This is a genomic window from Mesorhizobium sp. WSM3224, from assembly GCF_000427725.1.
Classification (GTDB): domain Bacteria; phylum Pseudomonadota; class Alphaproteobacteria; order Rhizobiales; family Rhizobiaceae; genus Mesorhizobium.
In genome coordinates this window covers 160,317-180,653 of record NZ_ATYO01000010.1, presented here as the reverse complement: position 1 = coordinate 180,653, position 20,337 = coordinate 160,317, and the positions used below count along the sequence as shown (strand labels likewise).

The 20,337-nt window shown below is 65.1% G+C and carries 15 protein-coding genes; 3 read left to right on the top strand and 12 right to left on the bottom strand.

The genetic code is table 11. The annotated features are described in order from the left end of the window. Window positions 1-2: 2 nt before the first annotated feature. A complete protein-coding gene (gene argE / locus YU3_RS0118915; protein WP_027167737.1) occupies window positions 3-1,160 on the bottom strand; it encodes an acetylornithine deacetylase in 1,158 nt (385 codons plus the stop codon). Between the two features lie 222 nt (window positions 1,161-1,382). Here argE and YU3_RS0118910 point away from each other — a divergent pair, with 222 nt between their 5' ends. Next, window positions 1,383-3,452, top strand: coding sequence for an NAD(P)-binding protein (locus YU3_RS0118910; protein ID WP_027167736.1), 2,070 nt, complete (start codon window positions 1,383-1,385; stop codon window positions 3,450-3,452). Between the two features lie 68 nt (window positions 3,453-3,520). Here YU3_RS0118910 and YU3_RS0118905 read toward each other — a convergent pair whose 3' ends face one another. Genes YU3_RS0118905 through YU3_RS0118885 form a run of 5 tightly spaced genes read right to left on the bottom strand, consistent with a single transcriptional unit; the run spans window position 3,521 to window position 8,798 of the window. Beyond that, window positions 3,521-4,627, bottom strand: coding sequence for a hypothetical protein (locus YU3_RS0118905; protein WP_027167735.1), 1,107 nt, complete (start codon window positions 4,625-4,627; stop codon window positions 3,521-3,523). A 12-nt stretch (window positions 4,628-4,639) separates the two neighbouring features. Then, complete coding sequence (locus YU3_RS0118900; RefSeq protein ID WP_027167734.1) at window positions 4,640-5,221, bottom strand: DUF3726 domain-containing protein; 582 nt, start codon at window positions 5,219-5,221, stop codon at window positions 4,640-4,642. Continuing rightward, a complete protein-coding gene (locus YU3_RS0118895; RefSeq protein ID WP_027167733.1) occupies window positions 5,218-6,873 on the bottom strand; it encodes a hypothetical protein in 1,656 nt (551 codons plus the stop codon). Before YU3_RS0118895 ends, YU3_RS0118900 begins: the two co-directional genes overlap by 4 nt. Continuing rightward, window positions 6,870-7,874 (bottom strand): Ldh family oxidoreductase, encoded by a 1,005-nt coding sequence (locus tag YU3_RS0118890; protein WP_027167732.1) that lies wholly within the window; start codon window positions 7,872-7,874, stop codon window positions 6,870-6,872. The genes YU3_RS0118895 and YU3_RS0118890 overlap by 4 nt, the downstream gene beginning before the upstream one ends. A gap of 15 nt (window positions 7,875-7,889) precedes the next feature. Next, complete coding sequence (locus YU3_RS0118885; protein ID WP_027167731.1) at window positions 7,890-8,798, bottom strand: LysR family transcriptional regulator; 909 nt, start codon at window positions 8,796-8,798, stop codon at window positions 7,890-7,892. Between the two features lie 100 nt (window positions 8,799-8,898). On the opposite strand from YU3_RS0118885, the gene YU3_RS0118880 reads away from it, so the two are divergent. Together YU3_RS0118880 and YU3_RS0118875 are read left to right on the top strand one after the other, a co-directional pair. Further along, window positions 8,899-10,347 carry an aldehyde dehydrogenase family protein gene (locus YU3_RS0118880; RefSeq protein WP_027167730.1) on the top strand — a complete coding sequence of 483 codons (1,449 nt, stop codon included), beginning with the start codon at window positions 8,899-8,901 and terminating at the stop codon, window positions 10,345-10,347. Next, entirely contained in the window at window positions 10,344-11,327 is a 984-nt protein-coding gene (locus YU3_RS0118875; RefSeq protein WP_036258869.1) for a membrane dipeptidase, read from the top strand. Before YU3_RS0118880 ends, YU3_RS0118875 begins: the two co-directional genes overlap by 4 nt. Before the next feature lie 25 nt (window positions 11,328-11,352). Here YU3_RS0118875 and YU3_RS0118870 read toward each other — a convergent pair whose 3' ends face one another. The 6 genes from YU3_RS0118870 to YU3_RS0118845 form a co-directional block, all read right to left on the bottom strand. Next, window positions 11,353-12,168, bottom strand: a complete 816-nt coding sequence (locus tag YU3_RS0118870; RefSeq protein ID WP_027167728.1) for an NAD(P)-dependent oxidoreductase — start codon at window positions 12,166-12,168, stop codon at window positions 11,353-11,355. Window positions 12,169-12,171: 3 nt separating this feature from the next. Then, complete coding sequence (locus YU3_RS0118865) at window positions 12,172-13,374, bottom strand: pyridoxal phosphate-dependent aminotransferase (protein WP_027167727.1); 1,203 nt, start codon at window positions 13,372-13,374, stop codon at window positions 12,172-12,174. Next, window positions 13,374-15,005, bottom strand: coding sequence for a hydantoinase B/oxoprolinase family protein (locus YU3_RS0118860; protein WP_027167726.1), 1,632 nt, complete (start codon window positions 15,003-15,005; stop codon window positions 13,374-13,376). Before YU3_RS0118860 ends, YU3_RS0118865 begins: the two co-directional genes overlap by 1 nt. Then, on the bottom strand, window positions 15,002-17,098 hold the full coding sequence (locus tag YU3_RS0118855) for a hydantoinase/oxoprolinase family protein (protein WP_027167725.1): 2,097 nt from the start codon (window positions 17,096-17,098) through the stop codon (window positions 15,002-15,004). Before YU3_RS0118855 ends, YU3_RS0118860 begins: the two co-directional genes overlap by 4 nt. After that, entirely contained in the window at window positions 17,095-18,765 is a 1,671-nt protein-coding gene (locus YU3_RS0118850; protein ID WP_027167724.1) for a thiamine pyrophosphate-binding protein, read from the bottom strand. The genes YU3_RS0118855 and YU3_RS0118850 overlap by 4 nt, the downstream gene beginning before the upstream one ends. A 114-nt stretch (window positions 18,766-18,879) precedes the next feature. Beyond that, a complete protein-coding gene (locus YU3_RS0118845; protein ID WP_027167723.1) occupies window positions 18,880-20,286 on the bottom strand; it encodes an FAD-binding oxidoreductase in 1,407 nt (468 codons plus the stop codon). Window positions 20,287-20,337: the final 51 nt, after the last annotated feature.

Genomic DNA, 20,337 nt, shown 5'->3' with positions numbered 1-20,337 from the left:
GGTTACGGCCAGCCGTCGGCGAGCCGCGACAGCAGCCTCTCCAGCATCTCGTCACAACGCCGCAACTGTTCGACGCTGACAAATTCGTCCGGCTTGTGCCCCTGCGCCATCGAGCCCGGTCCGCAGACGACGGCCGGCGTGCCGAGATCGCGACTGAACAGTCCGCCTTCCGTGCCGAAAGCGACCTTCATGGTGTCGTTGGCGCCGGTCAGCGATTTGACGAAGGCGACCGCTTCGGAAGTCGGTGGCGTGTCGAGGCCTGGATAGGTGTTGGTGATCTCGATGTCGATTGCGGCTTCGGCCGCGATCGAAGCGGCGTCGGCGGCAATGCGCGCAGCGGCGTCGCGCAGTCTGGCGAGAATGACGGCGGCATCGTCTGCGGCAACGTTGCGGATCTCGAAATCGACCTGGCAGAGGTTGGGCACGATGTTGAGCGCCACGCCGGCATTGATCTTGCCGACATGCACCGTCGTGTAGGGAATGTCGTAGTCGCCGTCGCGAGCGCCTTCGCGGGCCAGCCGGTCCTGCTCGTCGCGCAAGGCGCGCACGAAATCGCAGCCGAGATGGATGGCGTTGAGCGCCAGAGGGGCGAGCGCCGAATGGCCTTCGCGTCCCTTGCAGATGGCGCGCGCCGCAAGCTTGCCCTTGTGTCCGGTCGCCACTTGCATGTTGGTCGGCTCGCCGACGATGCACAGCAGCGGGCGTTGGGGCGCCGCACCCAGCATTTCGATCAGGTCGCGCACGCCCAGGCAGCCGACTTCCTCGTCGTAAGACAGCGCCAGATGCAGGGGCGTCCGAGGCGCCATCTTCGAGGCCTTGAGGCATGCCGCGAGCGCGCAGGCCACGAACCCCTTCATGTCCGCTGCGCCACGCCCAAAAAGCTTGCCGTCGTGCTCGGTCATCGCGAATGGCGGCAACGTCCAGTTCTGGCCGTCGACGGGCACGACGTCGGTATGGCCGGACAGCATGATGCCGGGTTTGTCCAACGGGCCGATGGTGGCAAAGAGATTGGCCTTGTGGCCGTCGGCGCTATGGATGATCTGACAGGCGATGCCGTTCGCGCCGAGCAGGTCCGCCGCGTAGCCGATGAGATCGAGGTTCGAGTCGCGGCTCACGGTTGGGAAGGCGATCAGCTTTTCGAGGATCCTGATGCTATCCATGTCTCTTGCCTTGTTGCCGCTACCGGCTGTGTAGCATCGTGCCGCGCCGGCCCTGAAGTCGCATTTGGCTCAGCCCCGATTTATCGCAGGCTAATCCACGCTGCGCGCGATTAGGCATGTCCTAATCCGCACAGAAGAAATCCGTAGTTTTCCCGCGCCCGCGCCAACTTATGAATAATCTCCAGAGCACCGGCGACGCCAAGCCGGTTGGAAGGAAGCCAGATGCGCGACCCACGCTACGACATTCTGTTCGAGCCGATGAAGATCGGTCCGGTGACCGCCAAGAACCGCTTCTACCAGGTTCCCCACTGCAATGGCGGCGGCTATCGCGACCCTTCGGCCGCGGCCGAGATGCGCCGCATCAAGTCCGAAGGCGGATGGGGCGTCATCTTCACCGAGCAGACGGAGATGCACCATACCTCCGAGATCACGCCCTTCATCGAGCTCCGCCTGTGGGACGATGCCGACATTCCGGCTTTGGCCAAGATGGCCAAGGCGATGCACGAATATGGCGCGCTGGCCGGCGTCCAGCTCGCCTATTCCGGCATAAACGGTCCCAACCTCTACACCAAGGAGGTCCCGCGGGGTCCGTCGGCCCTGCCGATCCGCACATTCACCAACGATCCGGTGCAGGCGCGCGCCATGGACAGGCAGGATATAAGCGACCTGCGCCGCTGGCACCGCAATGCCTTCAAGCGCGCGAAGCAGGCGGGTTTCGACCTGGTGTGCCTCTACGGCGCGCACGGCTTCGGCATCATCCAGCATTTCCTGTCGACCGCCACCAACCAGCGCAGCGACGAATATGGCGGCTCGCTGGAAAACCGCTCGCGGCTGATGCGCGAGCTGATCGAGGAAGGGCGCGACGCGATCGGCGACACGTGCGGCCTGACTCTCAGGCTGTCGCTGGACGAGATGATCGGCGAGCTTGGCTTCGCCAACTCGGAAGTCCGCGACATGATCGAGATGCATGCCGACCTGCCCGACCTGTGGGACCTCGCTCACGGCGCCTGGGAGGATTGCTCCGGGCCGTCGCGCTTCAAGGAAGAGGCAGCGCAGGAGAGCCTCGTCTCCGGCATCAAGAAGCTGACCTCGAAGCCGGTCGTCGGCGTCGGTCGTTTCACCTCGCCGGATGTGATGGTCAGGATGATCAAGTCCGGGACGCTCGACTTCATCGGTTGCGCACGCCCGTCGATCGCCGATCCTTTCCTGCCGAAGAAGGTCGAGGAGGGTCGCATCGAGGACATCCGCGAATGCATCGGCTGCAACATCTGCATCACCGGCGACATGACTATGTCGATCTCACGCTGCACGCAGAACCCGACCTTCATGGAGGAATGGCGCAAGGGCTGGCATCCAGAGCGCATGCAGGCCAAGGGCGACAGCGACAGCGTGCTGATCGTCGGCGCCGGACCCGCCGGACTGGAGGCAGCCCGCGCGCTCGGCCTGCGTGGCTATCAGGTGGCGATAGCGGAGGCGGGCACGGAGCTTGGCGGGCGGGTGGCGCGCGAGTGCCTGCTGCCGGGTCTGTCGGCCTGGGGCAGGGTGCGCGATTATCGCCAGTACCAGCTCAGCCAGATGCCGAATGTCGACATCTATTTCGAAAGCCGGCTGTCGGCGGCCGACATCCTGTCGTTCGGCTTCCAAAACGTCGCCATAGCCACCGGATCGACGTGGCGACGCGACGGCGTCGCGCGCGCCCATGTCGTGCCGATGCCGATCGATGCCGCCATGCCGGTCTACACGCCCGACGATCTGATGGACGGCAAGGTGCCGTCCGGCAACGTCGTGCTGTTCGACGACGATCATTACTACATGGGCGGCGTTCTCGCCGAGCTGATGGTGCGCCGGGGGGCCAAGGTGACCTTGGTGACGCCGTCGGCCTATGTCTCGGACTGGACCCGCAACACGCTGGAGCAGGGCGCCATCCACCGCCGCCTGGCGGAGCTAGGTGTCGATATCGTCCTTAACCGCACAGTCACGAATATCGCTTCAGGCGGCGTCGTGACGGCCTGTGTCTATACCGGCGCGAAACAGGAACTGGCGGCCGATGCCGTCGTCCTGGTCACGTCGCGCAATCAGGACGACGCCGTTTGGCTGGAGCTGAAAGCCCGAGAGAACGAGTGGGCCGACAATGGCATCCGTTCGGTCAAGGTCATCGGCGACGCCGAAGCGCCGGGGCCGATCGCCTGGGCGACCTATGCCGGCCACCGCTTCGCCCGCGAGCTGGACGAGGCCGATATCGGCGATGCGTTGCCTTTCCGGCGGGAAGTGACTGCGCTGGCGCTCGACTAGACGTTGTGTCGTTCAACCATCGTTGCTGGGCAACGACGAAGCTTAGCGCAAGTCGGTCTCGATATCCGTTATGACTTGACGATTTCCGTCACGCAGTGGACGTAGTCCATGCGGTGCTCTGCCGGCGCTCGAGCCACGTCGGCTTCGTAAGCGTCGTAGAAATCGTCGACGATCGCGGAGCGGTCGCTTGCGGGACGCGAGGAATCCAGCGCGTTGGCAAAAACAGTCTCGGACCAGGAGCGCAGCGTCGGCACATAGGCTTTGGCGAAATCCTGCGCATTGCCATGAACGCGGAACGCCTCGGCATAGGGGCAGGGCGTCACCATCGTGAACATCGTCTCCAGTCTCAGTCCGGCTTGCGACACCGGCGAGGCGGGGTCGCGGAACGGTGCTGCGAACTCGTCCGGCGTCTTGTAGAATTGCTGGAACGTCGCGTTGACATATTCGGTCTCATTGATCCGCCCGGCTCGAAGCAGATCGCGCCAATGGCGAGCGAAAGAATCGAACATATCGGCGCCTGTCGTATGTCCGAGATAGCGCCCGTCTTCGTCGACACAGAAATTGGCAAGGGAGAGCCTGCCGCCGGACCGCAGCTCGCGCGCCCTGGCAAGCAGGATCGTCTCCCAGTCGCGAAGGGCCTGGGCGCGAAATTGCTCGCGTTCCCTATCGGTCGCGCCGACCGCCTGCACGTGGTCGGCGATCATGCAGGGCCTCTTGCTGATCCAATGCATCGCCGTGGCGGAGAAGCCGAACGACAGCGAATTGTCCGGCAGGATCTGGCGATAGAAGCTGGTTCCGCTGCCGAAGATGTAGAGCGCGGGAGTCTCGGCCAGTGGAACTTCCGTGGACGTTCCAAGAAGGCCCTGGCTCAGCCGGAACAGGGTCGAGAAATCGTTATGAGGCAGGTCGGTGTAAGTAATCGATATATCCCGGTGCGGTTCCGTTTCCCGAACGGCGGCGACCAGCCGCCGCATCATGTCCATCGAGGTGCCGCCGTCCGCCGCGCCGAAATCGGCGATGGCGAAAGGCTGGCCGTCGGCCAGCCGGGGCATCCTGGCGACAGCCTCGACGACGAGGTCGCCGACCTTGTCGATGACATATTTGGCGCCGACGGTGTTGGCCGAGTAATAGCCCGCCCCCCGCATGGCGATCTTCTGGCCGTCGGCTGCGCTCATTTCCTTCTCCCCTTATTCATCGTCCACGCGGCCTCCGCCGGCGCCGCGGACGCGCGACCTTTCGCTTTCCGGCACATAGGTTTTGGCCGCGAAAGAATTCAGCGCCGCCAGCGTCCGCTTGTCGATCGTTCCGCGGCGGCCCGTGACTGGCTGCATGGTCCCGGCACGGCTTTCGACGACGATATCGGCCCGAGGCATCAGCAGCCCGACCGGCCGCGCCATGCGCATATTCGAGCGGCGCAGCATGGCGTCGAGCCAGATGGGCAGGCCGATATTCAAGATGGCGAGCGGCATCGCGCTCGGCGGAGGCGGATCGTCGAGCAGCAAGGCCGCCGTTCGGATGGGACAGAGCGGCCTTGTGGCCGCCACGTCAGCCTCGCCGTCCCTCCAGCGCGTGGCGCGGGCAGGAGCCGGCGCTTCGAAGGATTGCGCGTTTTCGGCAAGGCTCAGCATGGCCAGGCCCCAGTTTTCGTCCTCGACCGCGATCCTGCGCGCCGCCCGCCCGATATCCTCGGCCAGTCCCCATGAAAATCCCGCGCCCCGCGCCGCCTTGGCGCTCAGCGTTTCCACCTCGTTGAGCGACAGGTCGATCACGCGGCCGCTCCTGACGGCGCCGTCGTGGCGACATCCTCGATCAGGGGTTCGCCGCTGAAGAGCGCGATCCGAAGCCATCGGTCGGAGCGGGGATCGAAACTGCGCGCGCCGAAGAACGCCAGCTTGGCGCGCAATATGTCGACGGGCCGCAATTCGGCGCCGATCAGATTGTCGTGGATCTCGGAATAGGGGAACCGGGCGACGATCTGGGCGCGCCGCGCCGCATGGCGCCATTCCGGCCGGCGAAGCAGGAATTCCGCCACGCGGCCTGAGGCCGGTTCCAGCGCAAGCGCCGCGGCCAGGTCGAGCGCATCGCGCGCGGTGGCCAAAGGCTGTTCAAGCACGGCGCCGTCTTCCTCGAAGCGTTCGCCAAGCCGGGGCTCAAGCTTCTCCGCCGAGACATACCAGAAACGCGCATTGGCGGCCGGCTCGGTGAAGTCGACGCTCGCCGCCCAGGAATAGGAATCGACAAGCGCCTGGCGAAGCGAGCCGCAAGTCACGCTGCCATCTATGCCGTGGCCGGGCGTCTCGTCGGCCTTCATCGTGTCGCCGAGATCATCGATCAGGGCGCCATGCGGCTCGAGGATCAGCGAGACGCAGGCTTCCTGCCCCTCGAGCGAGAAGTGGTCTTCCGCGAAGCGATAGAGCGCATCCCAAGGATGGGGCTTCGCCAGAAGCTGATCCAGGTTTTCCGCCAGCGTGTCGAGATTGTCGCCCAGCAACCGTGTTGCAGCGGCCTGGCGGCTGTCGTCGCTGTGCCACCTGGCGACGCGTCGGCGCAGATCGGTGTGAGCCTGCAAAAACGCACTTCGTTCCATCTCGCCGGCGCGGGGTTGGGCGCGAACCCGCGCCAGCGCGGTTTCGCGGGCTAGGAACCAGCTATGCGTCAGCAGCGGATGGCGAACGAGGAAGGGCGCCATGCCCAGCCCCGTCGCATTGCCCACTCCGAGCGCCCGGCGCAGATCCGGCGCCAGCCTCGCCGCGCCGGCGGGATTGCGGCGATGGGCGATGTGGTCGACGAGGTCGAGCGTGAAGGACCGGATCAGCCAGACGGTGAGCATCTCCGCCTGGAAGGATCCCGAAAGTTCCGGCCGCGAGGCGATCTCTTCGCGATCGGCGATGCCGAACTTGCCGTTGCCGTAAACCGCCGTCGTGCGCAGCAGATAACCGACGCCGAGCAGTTGCTCCTCGTCCGGCTGCCGCCCGTGCGCCAGCGCCGCGGCTACCTCTTCGAACAACCTCACGCTTTTGTTTGCGCGCGCCAGCACGAGTTCGCGGCTCGTGAAACGGCCGGCCTCCTGCAAGGGTGCATTTGCCTCCAACCGCGCGACCTCGGTGGCGTCCGGCAAACCGTCATAAAGGACGTAGCTCGTGTCCCAGGCCTGAGCGATCACCCGGTCGGAACGCTTTTCAGCGTCCAGCGGTGTCGAGAACGCGACCAGGCTGTAGGTCCTTGCCGGTGTCTCGACCGCATAGACCGCGCGTCCAAATCCGTGGTCGTCCAGATCGAACCGATCCTTGCGTACGCGCCAGCGTTCCCTGGTTGCGCGGCGGATCAATTGGCGCAGGAAGCTGAGGCGCGTCGGATGCGCCGCGCCAAGCCGCTGCAGGCGCATGACAAGCTGGGGCGGGCGCAGCGCGATAGCCGTCATGCGGCAGTCCCGGCGAGCTTTTCGAGAGTGGCAAGCGTTTCCGCCGCCACTTCGATGCCTTCGCTTGAGTTGCGCTCGCGCGCGCCGAAACGCTTTGTCCCGGGAAGCCTCGCCTCGCCGACGAAGGCGCCCGCGACGGTCTCTAGATTCCCGGCGAACGCGCCGGCCGAGGTTGCATCGGGCGAGACCGCTAGGAAGAACTGGCCAGTTCCAGGCGGACCTCCGGCGGAGCCGGAGAAGGGGCTCGCGACGAGTCCAGGATTGGCTCCCGTCAGGCATGCGGCAAAGATCTCTACCAAGAGGGCGGAGCCTACGCCCTTGTAGCCGCCGGCCGGCGCCATCGTGCCTTTCAACGCTTCGTTGGCGTCGGTGGTCGTTTCGCCGCTTGCATCGAAGGCCCAGCCGGGAGCGATCGGCTCGCCGCTGCGGGCGCGCTTGATGACTTCGCTCTTGGCGACGACGCTCGCGCTCTGGTCGATGACGAAACGCGCGCCGCCCTGTCCGTCCGGGACCGCGAGCGACCACGGGTTTGTGCCGACAGCCGCCTTGCGGCCACCCCAGGGCGCGATCGAGGCCGGCGCGTTGGTGAATCCCAACCCGACCAGGCCTTCCTGGGCGATGCGTTCCGTGTGATAGCCCAGCGCGCCGCAATTGTAGGAGTTGCGGATGGCAAGCGCCGCGACGCCTTGCGAACGCGCCGCTTCGATCAGCTGCGGCATGCCGATGGCAATGGCGGCGTGCGCAAAGCCGTTGCCGGCATCGACCGTGACAACCGCCGGCGCCGGCCACGTCAGGCGCGGCTCGGCCAGACCCAGGACCTTGCCGCAGGTCAGATGTTCGCAATAGGTCGGCAGGTACATCAGGCCGTGCGACTTCAGGCCGTCGCGCTCGGCCGCCGCGATGCCGGCAGCCAACGCCCTTGCCTGCTCCTCGCTGGCGCCATGGCGCATCAGCGCGTTGTGAGCGAACGTCTCGATCCGGGCTTGCGTCAGGCGTGTCATCCGGTCACCCGCCAATCATGCCGCGGCATAGCCGAACTCTCCTTCGCCCGCCCGCGTCTGCAGGCGAATGCATTCGATGAACCGCAGCGACGCCGGCTGCAGGTTCCTGCCTTCCTTGGCGATCCAGCCGACGGTGCGGCTCGAGCGCGGATCGGCAAGCGGAACGAAGCGCACGGCGTGGCTGCATTTCCAGCGGCAAAGCCGGGGCAGAATGGTGACGCCGAGCCCGGCCTCCACCATCGCCAGGTTGGAGCTCACATTGGTGGCGGTGAGTTTCGAGCCGGCGGCAAGCGCCTCGGTCTCGGCAATGCCCAGCGCCGCGGCGGCGCCGTTGCGGATGAAGCTTTCGCCACCCAACTGCGCCCATTTCAACGGACGCTTCGACTTTGCCAGCGGGTGATCGACCGGGCAGACGAAGTCCAGCGGCTCGTGGAACAGCGGCTCGAAGCTGAGCTGCGGCCGCTTCGTTGCCAGCACGCACAGGCCGACTTCCACCATGCCGTTCTCGACCGCATCGACGATGGCATTGGAATCGCTGTCGCGGACATGGATGTCGAACCTGCCGCCCTCGGCGCGAAGCTGAGCGATCGCGCGCGGCAGCAAGGTCACGGCGACCGAAGGCACACTTGCCACGTCGCAGCGTCCCTGCCGGTCCGCGGCGTAGCTCGTCATCGCCAGGCAGGCGCGGTCGTAATGGGCGATCATGGCGCGCGCCTCGTCGAGCACTATGCGGCCGACCGGCGAAAGCGCGCCCTTGCGTTCGCTCTCGAACAGTGGCGCGCCGATATCGTCCTCGAGCTGTTTCAAGGTCATCGAGACGGCGGACGGGGTGCGGCCGATCTGGTCGGCGGCGGCGCGCACGCCGCCGGTCTCGCAGACCGCGACGAAACTTCGCATGCCGATCAGGCTGATGGTTTTGCCCACTGTTAAGCTTGCCTGAACATTTGTGCCAAAAATTGAGCTTGATTGAAGTTCACAGCATTGGTTAGGTCGTTGTCAACCGAATTGATGCAGGTCGAACAGAATGCTGAACGGTCAGAACTTCGTTGCAGGCGAATGGCGCGACGGCGCCGACTGGGCCGAGGATATCAATCCATCCGACGTGACCGATGTTGTCGGGCGGTTCGCCCAGGCGCAGCCGTCCGACATCGACGACGCCGTAGCGGCGGCTCATGGCGCGCAGCGGGCGTGGGCAGCGGCCGGGCTCGAAGCCAGAGCTGCCGTTCTCGACGCCATCGGGCGCGAGTTGATGGCGCGCTCGAAAGAGCTTGGCGAACTGCTGTCCCGCGAGGAGGGCAAGATCCTGGCCGAGGGCGTCGGCGAGGTCTATCGCGCCGGGCAGTTCTTCACCTATTTCGCCGCGGAGGCATTGCGCAATCTCGGCTCTTCGGCCGAGTCCGTCCGGGCCGGCGTCGATGTGCTGATCGAGCGCGAGCCGCTCGGCGTCGTCGCGATCATATCGCTCTGGAATTTCCCCATCGCCACCGCGTCCTGGAAGATCGCGCCAGCAGTGGCTTTCGGCAATGCCGTGGTCTGGAAACCGGCCAGCGCCACGCCGGCCAGCGCCTGGGCGTTGACCGAGATCATCAGCCGGCAGGCCATCCCGAAAGGCTTGTTCAACCTGGTGATGGGGTCGGGATCGACGATCGGCCGCGAGCTCGCCGCAAATGCAGATATACAAGGGCTGAGCTTCACCGGCTCCGGTGCCGTCGGTTCCGGCATCGCGGCACTGGCGGCCGCGCGGTTCGTAAAGCTTCAGCTCGAAATGGGATCGAAGAATCCGTTCGTGATCATGGACGACGCCGACCTCGACCGCGCCGTCGACCTCGCCGTGAACGGCGCCTTCGGCGGTTCGGGCCAGAAATGCACGGCGGCCTCACGCCTGATCGTCCATCGGCCCGTCCATGACGCCTTCGTCGAAAAGCTGCTGGCGAAAACCAAGGCGCTGAAGGTCGGCCATGCCCTGGAAGCCGGCGTCCAGATGGGGCCGGTCGTCAGCGCCGGGCAACTCTCAGCCAATCTCGATTATGTGACGCTCGGCAAAAGCGAAGGCGCCGAGCTTGCGACAGGTGGCGAGGCGCTCGACCTGGCGCATCGGGGGCACTACATGGCGCCCGCTGTTTTCCTCAATGGGCGTTCGCGCATGCGCATCAACCAGGAGGAGATGTTCGCGCCGATAAGCTGCGTCATTTCCGCAAACGATCTCGACGAAGCGATCTTCCTTGCCAACGACACGCCGTATGGGCTGACGGCGGGGATCGCCACGCGTTCGCTCGCACGCGCCACGACGTTCCGCCACGCGTCGCGTTCGGGCTGCGTCATGGTCAACCTTGCGACCGCCGGCACCGACTATCACGTGCCGTTCGGCGGCGTCCGCGCATCGAGCTACGGTCCGCGCGAGCAAGGGCGCTCGGCGGCCGAGTTCTACACCCAGGTGAAGACCTCCTACATCCACGCGGGCGTACCCGAATGACCGTCGCTACCGACACGCCTCAGGTGCTCATCGACGGGCTGCAATACTGCAACTGGTCACGCGAGATTTTTGAGCAGATGCGCCAGGGCGGCTTGACTGCGGTCCACGCCACGGTCGGCTATCATGAAGGCTTCCGCGAGACGGTTCGGCACCTCGTCGATTGGCGGACACGGTTTCGCGACAACGAGGACCTGATCCTTTTGGCGCGCGACAGCGGCGACATCGAGCGTGCCCGCGCCTCGAACCGGACAGCGATCTTTCTCGGTCTGCAAAACCCGATGCCGATCGAGGACGACATCGGCCTGATCGAAATGCTCTTCGATCTGGGCATCCGTTTCATGCAGCTCACCTACAACAACCAGTCACTGCTGGGCTGCGGCTGGATGGAGAAAGAGGACAGCGGCCTGACGCGGATGGGGCGAGAGGCGATCGCCGAGATGAACCGGCTCGGCATGATCATCGATCTGTCCCACGCGGGCGAGCGGACAGCGCTGGAAGCGATCTCGCTCTCGCAGCGTCCGGTGGTCGTCAGCCACGCCAATCCTCGCTGGCTGCGCGACAGCAATCGCAATGTCTCCAAAGCCGTCCTGCTGGCACTGCGCGAAAGGGAAGGATTGCTCGGCCTTTCGCTTTACCCGCTGCATCTTCCGAACGGTTCCGACACGACACCAGGGCAATTCGGGGAAATGGCTTCGGAAGCCGCCCGGATCATGGGCGCTGAGCATCTCGGCATCGGCTCGGATCTCTGCCAGGACCAGCCCGACAGCGTGGTGCGCTGGATGCGCGAGGGTCGTTGGACCCGCGAGATACAGGCGACCGCGAGCTTCCCGCTTCAACCGTCATGGTTCGGATCGAACCTCGACTTTTCCAGGCTTTCGGAAGGCCTTCTCTCGGCAGGCTTCGGCAAAGCTGAATCCTCCCTCGTGCTTGGCGGCGCCTGGCATCGCTTCATCAAGGCCAGCCTGCCTTCCGGTGGCTGACTAAGACGACGTTGGGGCCGTTGCGCTATTCTGCCGCCTTGTCGTCTGGGTGGCCAAGCTCGCAGAACCAGCCGCCGAGATATTTCACCGACGGCTTCTTCGGATCGAGAACAGGAGTCTTGGCCTCGATAGCGGCGCGAAATGGCTCGGCACTGTCCTGCGGGATGAATCCAAGGTGGTCGGCCCCGCTGTTGTCGACCATCTTCACCTTGTTGTCGGAAGTGCCGAACGAGATCGTGTGGCCGACACGCGGCGCTGTCAGCGAAGCCTCGACCAGGCGCACGCAGTCGTCGAAGGAGAGATAAGACCACAGCATGCGGCGGTCGGCCGGCTCGGGGAAGGACGAGAAGATGCGCAGGCATGCGGTCTCGATGCCGAACTTGTCCCAATAGAGCCGGCTGAGGCTTTCGACGAAATTCTTCGACACGCCGTAAAGGCTGTCGGGACGTACCGGCGCATCGACGCCGATATGCGCCTCGATCTCGTGGTAGCCGATCGCATGCACCGAGGAGGCGTAGATGACGCGCTTCACGCCGTGTTTCCGCGCGCCTTCATAGATATGGTAGGAGCCTCGGATGCTGGAATCGAGGATGGTCTGCCACTCGCATTCGAGCGGCGCCCCGCCGAAATGCACGATCGCGTCGCAGTCCTTGGTCGCCGCGATCGTCGCCTCCATGTCGGCGAGATCGAAGACCGCTTCCTCCTCGTGAGGCGCGAGATCGCCGAACGGCTCGCGCCCCGCCAGACGGATCGTCTTTGCCAGCGACACCAGCCCTTTACGCAACTGTGAGCCGAGCCGGCCGGCGGCGCCGGTGATCAGGATACGTTCGTAATGCGGCATTCTCTACTCCACTTGCGCGACGGCGGCATTGATCCGCGAGATCGCCTCGGCCAACACCTCTTCGCTGGTCGCGGTCGAGATGCGGAAATAGGGTGACAGTCCATAGGCGACGCCGGGCACCGACGCCACCCGGCCTTCGTTCAGAAGATAATTCGATACAGCCGCATCGTCCTCCAGCACGACGCCCTTGGGCGTCTTGCGGCCGATCAGGCTGGCGCAGCCGATATAGACGTAGAAGGCGCCCTCCGGCGGCGAGAGCGTCAGGCCGTTGATCTTCCTGATGCCGTCGACGACCAGGTCGCGGCGCCTCTCGAAAGCCTGCCGGAAACGCGCGACCTCATCCTGCGGGCCGTTGAGTGCGGCGACGGTCGCTGCCTGGGCGATCGAGCAGACCGAGGTGCAGGACTGACTCTGGATCGTCGACATCGCCTTGAGCAGCGGCGTCGGCCCGGCCGCATAGCCGACGCGCCAGCCCGTCATGGCATAGGATTTCGACACGCCGTTGACGATCAGCGTGCGGTCCCTGAGTTCGGGACAGGCCTTGGCGAACGAAACGAATTCGCGCCCGTCGAAGAGGATGTGCTCGTAGATCTCGTCGGACAGGATGAGCACCTGGGGGTGTTTTGCCAGCACCGCGCCCAAGGCCTTCAGATCGGACTCCGAATAAACCGCGCCGGACGGGTTTCCTGGCATGTTGAGGAAAAGCCACTTTGTCCTTGGCGTGATTGCCTTTTCCAGCAGGGCAGGCGTCAGCCGGAAGCCGGTGGTCTCCGGGCACTCGACGACAATCGGCGTGCCGCCGAGAAGCTTCACCATTTCGGGATAGGAGACGAAATACGGTGCCGGCAGGATCGCCTCGTCGCCGGTCTCCAGCGTCGCCATCAGCGCGTTGAAGATGATCTGCTTGGCGCCGTTGGCGACCACGATGTCGTCGGCCGTGTAGTCCAGTCCGTTCTCGCGCCGGAATTTTCCGGCGATGGCTTCGCGCACCTCGACCGTGCCGGCGGCTGCCGTATAGAGTGTCTGGCCGGCCTTTGCCGCGAAATGGGCGGCATCGACAATGTGATGCGGTGTCGGAAAATCGGGCTCGCCCAGGCCGAGATCGATCACGTCCACGCCTTTGGCGCGCAGCGCCTTTGCCGCTTGGGAGGCCGCCATCGAGGCCGATGGCTTCACCACCGAGAGGCGCGAGGCAATATAGCTCATCAGTCGTTCTCCGTGATGTATCCCTTGGATCGGTCATTGGCCCGTGCGGCGGCGCTGCGCCTGGCCGGATCGCCATAGCCGCCGCCGCCCGGCAATTCGAGGACCAGCCGGCGGCCGGCCGGAACATGCTGCCAGCCCTTGGGGCGCATCTTGGTGCCGTCGTCGAGCTTGACCACGCCGGCAATGCCCGGCTTGCCGCCGTTGCGTCCTTGAGCCGGATGATTGACGCGGTCGAACATGGCGGAAAAGTCGAACTCGTGGCCGTCGGTCGCGGCGATCTCGATGACCTGTCCAAGGCCGCCGCGGAATTCGCCGTCGCCGCCGGAATCCGGCCGCAGCTCCTTGCGCCAGATCACGATCGGACCGGTATGCTCCGTCGCCTCGATCGGCATCGTGTGCACGCCGGAGGGAAAGGCCGTCGCCGACAAGCCGTCGAGCTCCGGGCGGGCGCCCATGCCGCCGGAGTTGAACATCAGCACTTCGGCCCGACGACCGGAGCCGCCGGCGACAGGCCGCACCGAGATGTGGATGTTCCACAGCGCGCCGGCCCCTTCGGCGAGGATCTTGCCGGGCAATGCCTTGGAGAAAGCGCCCAGCACCAGGTCGGGAACCATGTGGCCAAAGATGTGCCTGAGCGCCACCGGCGCCGGCCGCACGGCGTTCAGGATGTTGATTGGCGACGAGACGGTGAAGAAGGCGAGCGAGGCGGCATTGTTGGGAATGTCGGGCGCCACCATGCATTTCAGCGCATAGCAGGCATAGGCCTTGCTGTAGATGATCGGGCAATTGATGCCCCAGCGGCTCATCGGGTCGGTGCCGGTGAAATCGACCTCGACATGGTCGTCGCGGACCGAGACTGTCGCGACAAGCTTGACCGGCTCGTCGTAGCCGTCGGTCACCAGCTCGTTCGACCAGCTTCCCTTGGGCAGCGCCTTGATGCGTTCGAGCATGGCGTCGCGGGTGCGCGAGAAGATGAATTCGCCGAGCCCGTCCAGTGAGATGAGCCCGATCTCCTTCATCATGTCGACGAGGCGGCGATGGCCGACCTCGTTGCAGGCGGCTAAAGAATAGAAATCGCCGACCACTTGGTTCGGCTCGCGGACATTGGCGCGTAGGATGCGGACGAGGTCGAAATTGACCTTGCCCTTTTCCGCGAACTTCATGATCGGGATCTGGATGCCTTCCTCATAGACCGACTTGCCGTCGGCGCCGAAGCCGCGCCCGCCGACATCGACGACATGCGCCGTGCAGGCGAAGAAGGCCACGAGCTCGCCGTTCAGGAAGGACGGCGACACCATGGTGATGTCGTGCAGATGGCCGGTGCCCAGCCAGGGATCGTTGGTGACATAAGTGTCACCCTCGAACATGTTGTCGCGCGGGATCTCGTTCATGAAATGCAGCACGGCTTCGGCCATGGTGTTGACGTGGCCGGGTGTGCCGGTGACTGCCTGCGCCAGCATCTGGCCGCGCGAGTCGAACACGCCGGCCGACAGGTCGCCGGATTCGCGCACCGAGGTCGAAAAGGCCGTGCGCAGCAAAGTGAGCGCCTGCTCCTCGACCACCGAGATCAACCGGTTCCACATGACCTGCATGCGGATTTCGCCAATGTTGCCCTTGCCCGGATCGCTCATGCCTGGCTGCCTTTGCGGATCAGGAGGATTGCGCCGTCGCTCTGGATGACGGCGTCGAAGCTGGTGGTGACGACGGTCGATGTCTCGCGCTCGACGATGATCACGGGGCCTGCCACGCGATCGCCGGCGCAAAGCGTGTCGCGCTCGACGATACCATAGGTCTGGGGCGCGCCGGTCGCTGGATCGAACACCGCGCGGGTGATCGCCGGCTCGTTCGACGTCTTGCCCGTGGTCAGTTGGTGTCTCGCAGCGGAAGGACGAACATCGGTTGCCTTCACCGACCATGTGACGATCTCGATCTCCAGCCCGTCGAGCCCTTCGATGGCGCGGCCGAAGAAGCGCTGGTAGCTGATCTCGAACAGCTCCTTGAGCCTGGCGACGGCATCGTCGCCGAACGGCTCGTCCGCCAGCGGCACCGGGATTTCCCAGCCCTGGCCGGCATAGCGCATGAAGGCGGTGATCTCGCACACGATCTTGCCGCTGGCGCCGGTGCGGACAAAACCCTCGGCGGAGGCCTTGAGGTCGGCCAACAGGGCGTTGACTTCGGCTGGCTTGAACCGCGACAGCCGCGTCAGCTTGGAGGCCAGCGCTTCATAGCCGAATGGCGCCTTGAGGAAACCGATCGCCGAGCCGACACCGGCGCCTTTCGGCACGATGCACCGATCGATGCCGAGCTTTTCGCAGAGCCTTGCCGCGTGCAGCGGTGCTGCGCCGCCAAAGGCGATCATGAGATTGTCGGAGATGTTCTTGCCGTTCTCGACGGCATGGACGCGAGCGGCGTTCGCCATGTTCTCGTCGACCACCTCGCAGATGCCGAAGGCCGTCGCCATGGCATTCAGCGAAAGCCTCTCGCCGACATCGCGCAGGATCGCCTGTTCGGACGCGGCTGTGTGGAGCTTGATCGCGCCGCCGGCGAAATTGTCGGGATCGAGCTTGCCGAGCACCAGGTCGGCGTCGGTGATCGCCGGGCGCTTGCCGCCGCGGCCGTAGCAGGCGGGGCCCGGTTCCGAGCCGGCGCTTTCCGGTCCGGTCTGGATGCGGCCCATGGCGTCGACCCAGGCAATGGAGCCGCCGCCGGCGCCGATCTCGATCATCTCGATCACCGGAATGGAGATCGGCATGCCCGAGCCCTTCGAGAAGCGATAGGTGCGTGCCACTTCGAAGGTTCTCGCGGTGCGCGGCGCATAGTCCTCGATCAGGCAGATTTTTGCGGTGGTCCCGCCCATGTCGTAGGAGACGACCTTCTCCAGGCCGAAGCGCCTGGCGATGTCGGCGGCGAAGATGGCGCCGCCCGCAGGGCCGGATTCGACCAGCCGTACCGGAAATTCAGAGGCCGTCTCCACCGAGATCAGGCCGCCGCCGGAATGGATCATGAAGACCGGGCATTCGGCACCCATATCCCTCAGGCGCGTCTGCAGCCGCGCGAGATAGTCGGCCATCTGCGGCCGCACATAGGCATTGGCGCACACCGTGTTGAAGCGCTCGAACTCGCGCATTTGTGGCGAGACCTCGGCGCTGATCGAAATCGGGATAGTCAGTTTCCTGGAAAGGATTTCGCGCGCGCGACGCTCGTGGTCCGGATTGGCATAGGCGTGGATGAAGCCGATCGCCACCGAGCCGAAACCGGCGGCGGCAATCTTGTTGGCGATCTCTTCGAGGGCGGTTTCGTCGAGGGGCTGCAGCTCCTGGCCCTCGGCGCCGATGCGGCCCTTGACGGTAAAACGGTCCTCGCGCGGGATCAGCGGCATCGGTAGTTGCAGGTTCAGATCATACTGCTCGAAGCGGTTCTCCGTCCGCATTTCGATCACGTCGCGGAAACCCTCCGTCGTGACCAGCGCCGTCCTGGCGCCACGCCGCTCGATGAGCGCGTTGGTCGCGAGCGTCGTGCCGTGGATGACGATGCCGATCTCGGCGGCCGAGATGCCGGCATCGCGGATGACCACGTCGATGCCGTCGAGGATCGCCTGCTCCGGCGCCGAATAGTTGGTCAGCACCTTGGTCGAGAACATCGTTCCCCTGACATCGAGGGCGATGTCGGTGAAGGTACCGCCGATATCGGCGCCGAGGCGGATGTCTTCGGTTCTGGAGGTCATGCCTTGGCCTTCTGGGAAGCGAGTGCTGCGTCGCGCATCTGGGAGAGGGTCTGCCGGGGTGTGAGCGCTTCGGGAGAAACGGCGATGTCGAGAACGGCACCCGTCGCGGAGTTGAGCGCCCGCTCGAACGCCGCCGCGAAATCCCCGGTGGATTCGACCCGCTCGGCGTGGAAGCCATAGGCCTTTGCCAACGTCACGAAATCCGGGTTCTCGAGCGAAGTGCCGGAGACACGCGCAGGATAGTTGCGCTCCTGATGCGCGCGGATCGTGCCGTAGATGCCGTTGTTGACGATCAGCACGATCGGCTGCGCGCCCGCCTGCATGGCGGTGCCGAGTTCCTGGCAGTTCATCTGGAAATCGCCGTCGCCGGCAAAGCAGACGACCGTGCGCTGCGGAAATGCCACTTTGGCGGCGATCGCGGCGGGCAGGCCGTAGCCCATGGCGCCGGATTGCGGCGCAAGCAGCCGCGCCTCCGGCCCGAACTTGAAGAACTTGTTCGGCCACACTGTAAAGTTGCCGGCGCCGTTGGTGAGGATGACGTCGGCCGGCAGGGTCTCGCGCAGCCAGGCGGTGACCGCGACCATGTCGACGGGGCCGGGCTGAACGGGCGCGGCGAATGTTCCTTCATAGGCCTTGCGTGCCGCCGCGCGCCAGTCGGCCCAGGTGCCTTTCACCGGGGTTAGCGCCTTGGCGAAGGCGTTCGGACCGGCATGGATGCCGATCGTCGGCACGTAGATCTTGCCAATCTCGCGATCCGAGCCATGGACATGGATGAGCTTCTGGTGCGGCATAGGCACGGACAGCAGCGTATAGCCGTCCGTCGTCATCTCGCCGAAGCGGACATTGACGGCGAGGATCACGTCGGCCTCGCGGATCAGCTTCTTGACATGCGCCACCATGCCGACGCCGGCCTCGCCGACGAAGACCGGCGAATGGTTGTCGAACTGGTCCTGATAGCGGAAGGCGGCGACGACCGGGATGTCGGAAGCCTCGGCAAAAGCCTGGAGCGTGGCGCGGCCACCCGCCGTCCAGTTGGCGCCGCCCATGAGCAGCACCGGCCTTTCGGCCGCAGCGCACATCTTGAGCGCCGAAGCCATCGCGTCCGCGCTCGGCGCCGGCTCGAAAATCGAAGCCGGGCCTCTGAGCGGCGCGGCCTCGGTCATGGTCGTCAGCATGTCTTCCGGCAACGCCACCACGACGGGGCCGGGCCGACCGGTCAAGGCGGTGGTCCAGGCCCGCGCGACGATCTCGGGGAGCCGCGCAACGTCGTCGATCTCGACCGCCCATTTGGCGATGGTTCCGTACACCGCCCGGTAGTCGATTTCCTGGAAAGCCTCGCGGCCTTTCATATCGGTGCCGACCTGGCCGACGAACAGGATCATCGGCGAACTGTCCTGCATCGCCGTATGCACGCCGATGCTGGCATTGGTCACGCCCGGGCCACGGGTGACGAAACAGATGCCTGGCGATCCGGTCAGCTTGCCATAGGCAGAAGCCATGAAGGCCGCGCCGCCTTCGTTGCGGCAGAGCACATAGTCCAGCTTGCCACGGGTGTCGTGCAACGCGTCGAGAACGGCGAGATAGCTCTCGCCGGGGACGCCGAAGCTCTTGGTCGCGCCGAGCGCGATCAGGCACTCGACGAGGAGGTGACCGCCATTGCGGACCATGCTTCGGCATCCTTACAGCTGGCGGCAAGCGTACCGAGCTTGCCTTTCGGTTATACCTGCACTCCAGCGGGCCGGCGCGAAATCAAGAAATGCGGTTCATTCGAAAGTTTTTCTTTACTGTGATGCGCGCACCAGAACGCCGGGATTCATCGTGCCCCGCGGATCGAATGCGCGCTTCAGCCGCGCCATGAGGTCGCGCTCGATGGGGGCGCGATTCCTGTCGGCCATGGCGATCTTTGCGCGCCCTAGCCCATGTTCGGCCGCGAAGCTGCCGCCCATTTTGGTGGCGAGCGCAGCCAGCGCTTCGGCGAACGCCCCGGCCTTGCCGTTGAAATCGGAGCGGCCTTCCGGCGGCGACAAATTGTAGTGGATGTTGCCGTCGCCGAGATGGCCGAACGGGTTGATGCGCACACCGGGAAGAATGTCGTTGCATAGACCGGTGCCTGCTTCGATGAAGCGGGCAATCGCGCCCGGCGGCACCGAGATATCGTGCTTCAATTGCTCGCCTTCGAGGCGCTGCCCCTCCGGCTGCTCCTCGCGCAGGCGCCAGAACTGCGCCCGCTGCGCGCCCGAATTCGCCAGCGCGCCATCCGTGACCAGACCTTGCTCCATGCCCCATTCCAGCGCCGAATTCAGGATCTCGTCCAACGGGACGCGTGTCGAGCCCGAAGCCAGTTCGACGAGCAGATAGACGTCACCGCGCGACTCAAGCTGGTAGGCGAGATCCTGCAGGTGTTTGAGTGCGAGTGCGAGGCCGACATCCGAAAAGAATTCGAGCCCGGCCAGGAACTCTCCGGCTTCGCTGCGCAGGAAGGCGCCGAACGAGACCGCGGCGGCAAAGTCGGACATCACCAGGAGCGCGCTCGCCTGTTGGCGTGGCGTGGGATAGAGCCGCAAGACAGCACGCGTCACAATGCCGAGCGTGCCTTCCGCGCCGCAGAACAGCTTGCGCAACTGATAGCCGGCATTATCCTTCTGCACCGCGCGCAACCCATCCCAGATTTCGCCATTCGGGGTGACGACTTCGAGGCCGAGCACAAGATCCTGCATCATGCCGTAGCGAAACGCCTGGCTGCCGCCGGCATTGGTGCCGATCAGGCCGCCGATCCTGGCACTGCCCTCGGCACCGAGATGCATCGGGAACATCAGCCCATGCGGCTCGAGCGCCTCGTGCAGCGTCGCGAGAACGACGCCTGCGTCGACCGCGATCGACCCGCTCTCCGGATCCGGTTCGCCGATTGCAGTCATGCGCGAAAGCGAGATGATCACCGCGTTCGCCTGATCGGCGACCGCACCGCCGCACAGGCCCGTATTCCCGCCTTGCGGGATCACCGCGACGCCTGCTTCCCGGCATGCCTTCACGACCGCCGCTACTTCAGCAGTGTTCGCCGGCCTGGCAACCCCCAGGGGCGCGACGCCGTAGCGGTTGAGCCAGTCGCGCCGGTAGGGTTCGACGTCGGTGCCCGAAAGCCAGCCTTTCGGTCCGAGGATTGTCTGCAATTCACCAACGGGATCGGTCATCGAAATACCTGAGCCATGCGATGCGCCGCCTACAGTCAGTTGTATCGCGCG

Bases quoted from the DNA above. Each gene is read 5' to 3' on its own strand.
- YU3_RS0118855 (WP_027167725.1), bottom strand. From the start codon at position 17,098: ATGACCTCCAGAACCGAAGACATCCGCCTCGGCGCCGATATCGGCGGT.
- YU3_RS0118910 (WP_027167736.1), top strand. From the start codon at position 1,383: ATGCGCGACCCACGCTACGACATTCTGTTCGAGCCGATGAAGATCGGT.
- YU3_RS0118865 (WP_027167727.1), bottom strand. From the start codon at position 13,374: ATGAGCTATATTGCCTCGCGCCTCTCGGTGGTGAAGCCATCGGCCTCG.
- YU3_RS0118890 (WP_027167732.1), bottom strand. From the start codon at position 7,874: ATGACACGCCTGACGCAAGCCCGGATCGAGACGTTCGCTCACAACGCG.
- YU3_RS0118895 (WP_027167733.1), bottom strand. From the start codon at position 6,873: ATGACGGCTATCGCGCTGCGCCCGCCCCAGCTTGTCATGCGCCTGCAG.
- YU3_RS0118905 (WP_027167735.1), bottom strand. From the start codon at position 4,627: ATGAGCGCAGCCGACGGCCAGAAGATCGCCATGCGGGGGGCGGGCTAT.
- YU3_RS0118845 (WP_027167723.1), bottom strand. From the start codon at position 20,286: ATGACCGATCCCGTTGGTGAATTGCAGACAATCCTCGGACCGAAAGGC.
- YU3_RS0118880 (WP_027167730.1), top strand. From the start codon at position 8,899: ATGCTGAACGGTCAGAACTTCGTTGCAGGCGAATGGCGCGACGGCGCC.
- argE (WP_027167737.1), bottom strand. From the start codon at position 1,160: ATGGATAGCATCAGGATCCTCGAAAAGCTGATCGCCTTCCCAACCGTG.
- YU3_RS0118860 (WP_027167726.1), bottom strand. From the start codon at position 15,005: ATGAGCGATCCGGGCAAGGGCAACATTGGCGAAATCCGCATGCAGGTC.
- YU3_RS0118850 (WP_027167724.1), bottom strand. From the start codon at position 18,765: ATGGTCCGCAATGGCGGTCACCTCCTCGTCGAGTGCCTGATCGCGCTC.
- YU3_RS0118870 (WP_027167728.1), bottom strand. From the start codon at position 12,168: ATGCCGCATTACGAACGTATCCTGATCACCGGCGCCGCCGGCCGGCTC.
- YU3_RS0118875 (WP_036258869.1), top strand. From the start codon at position 10,344: ATGACCGTCGCTACCGACACGCCTCAGGTGCTCATCGACGGGCTGCAA.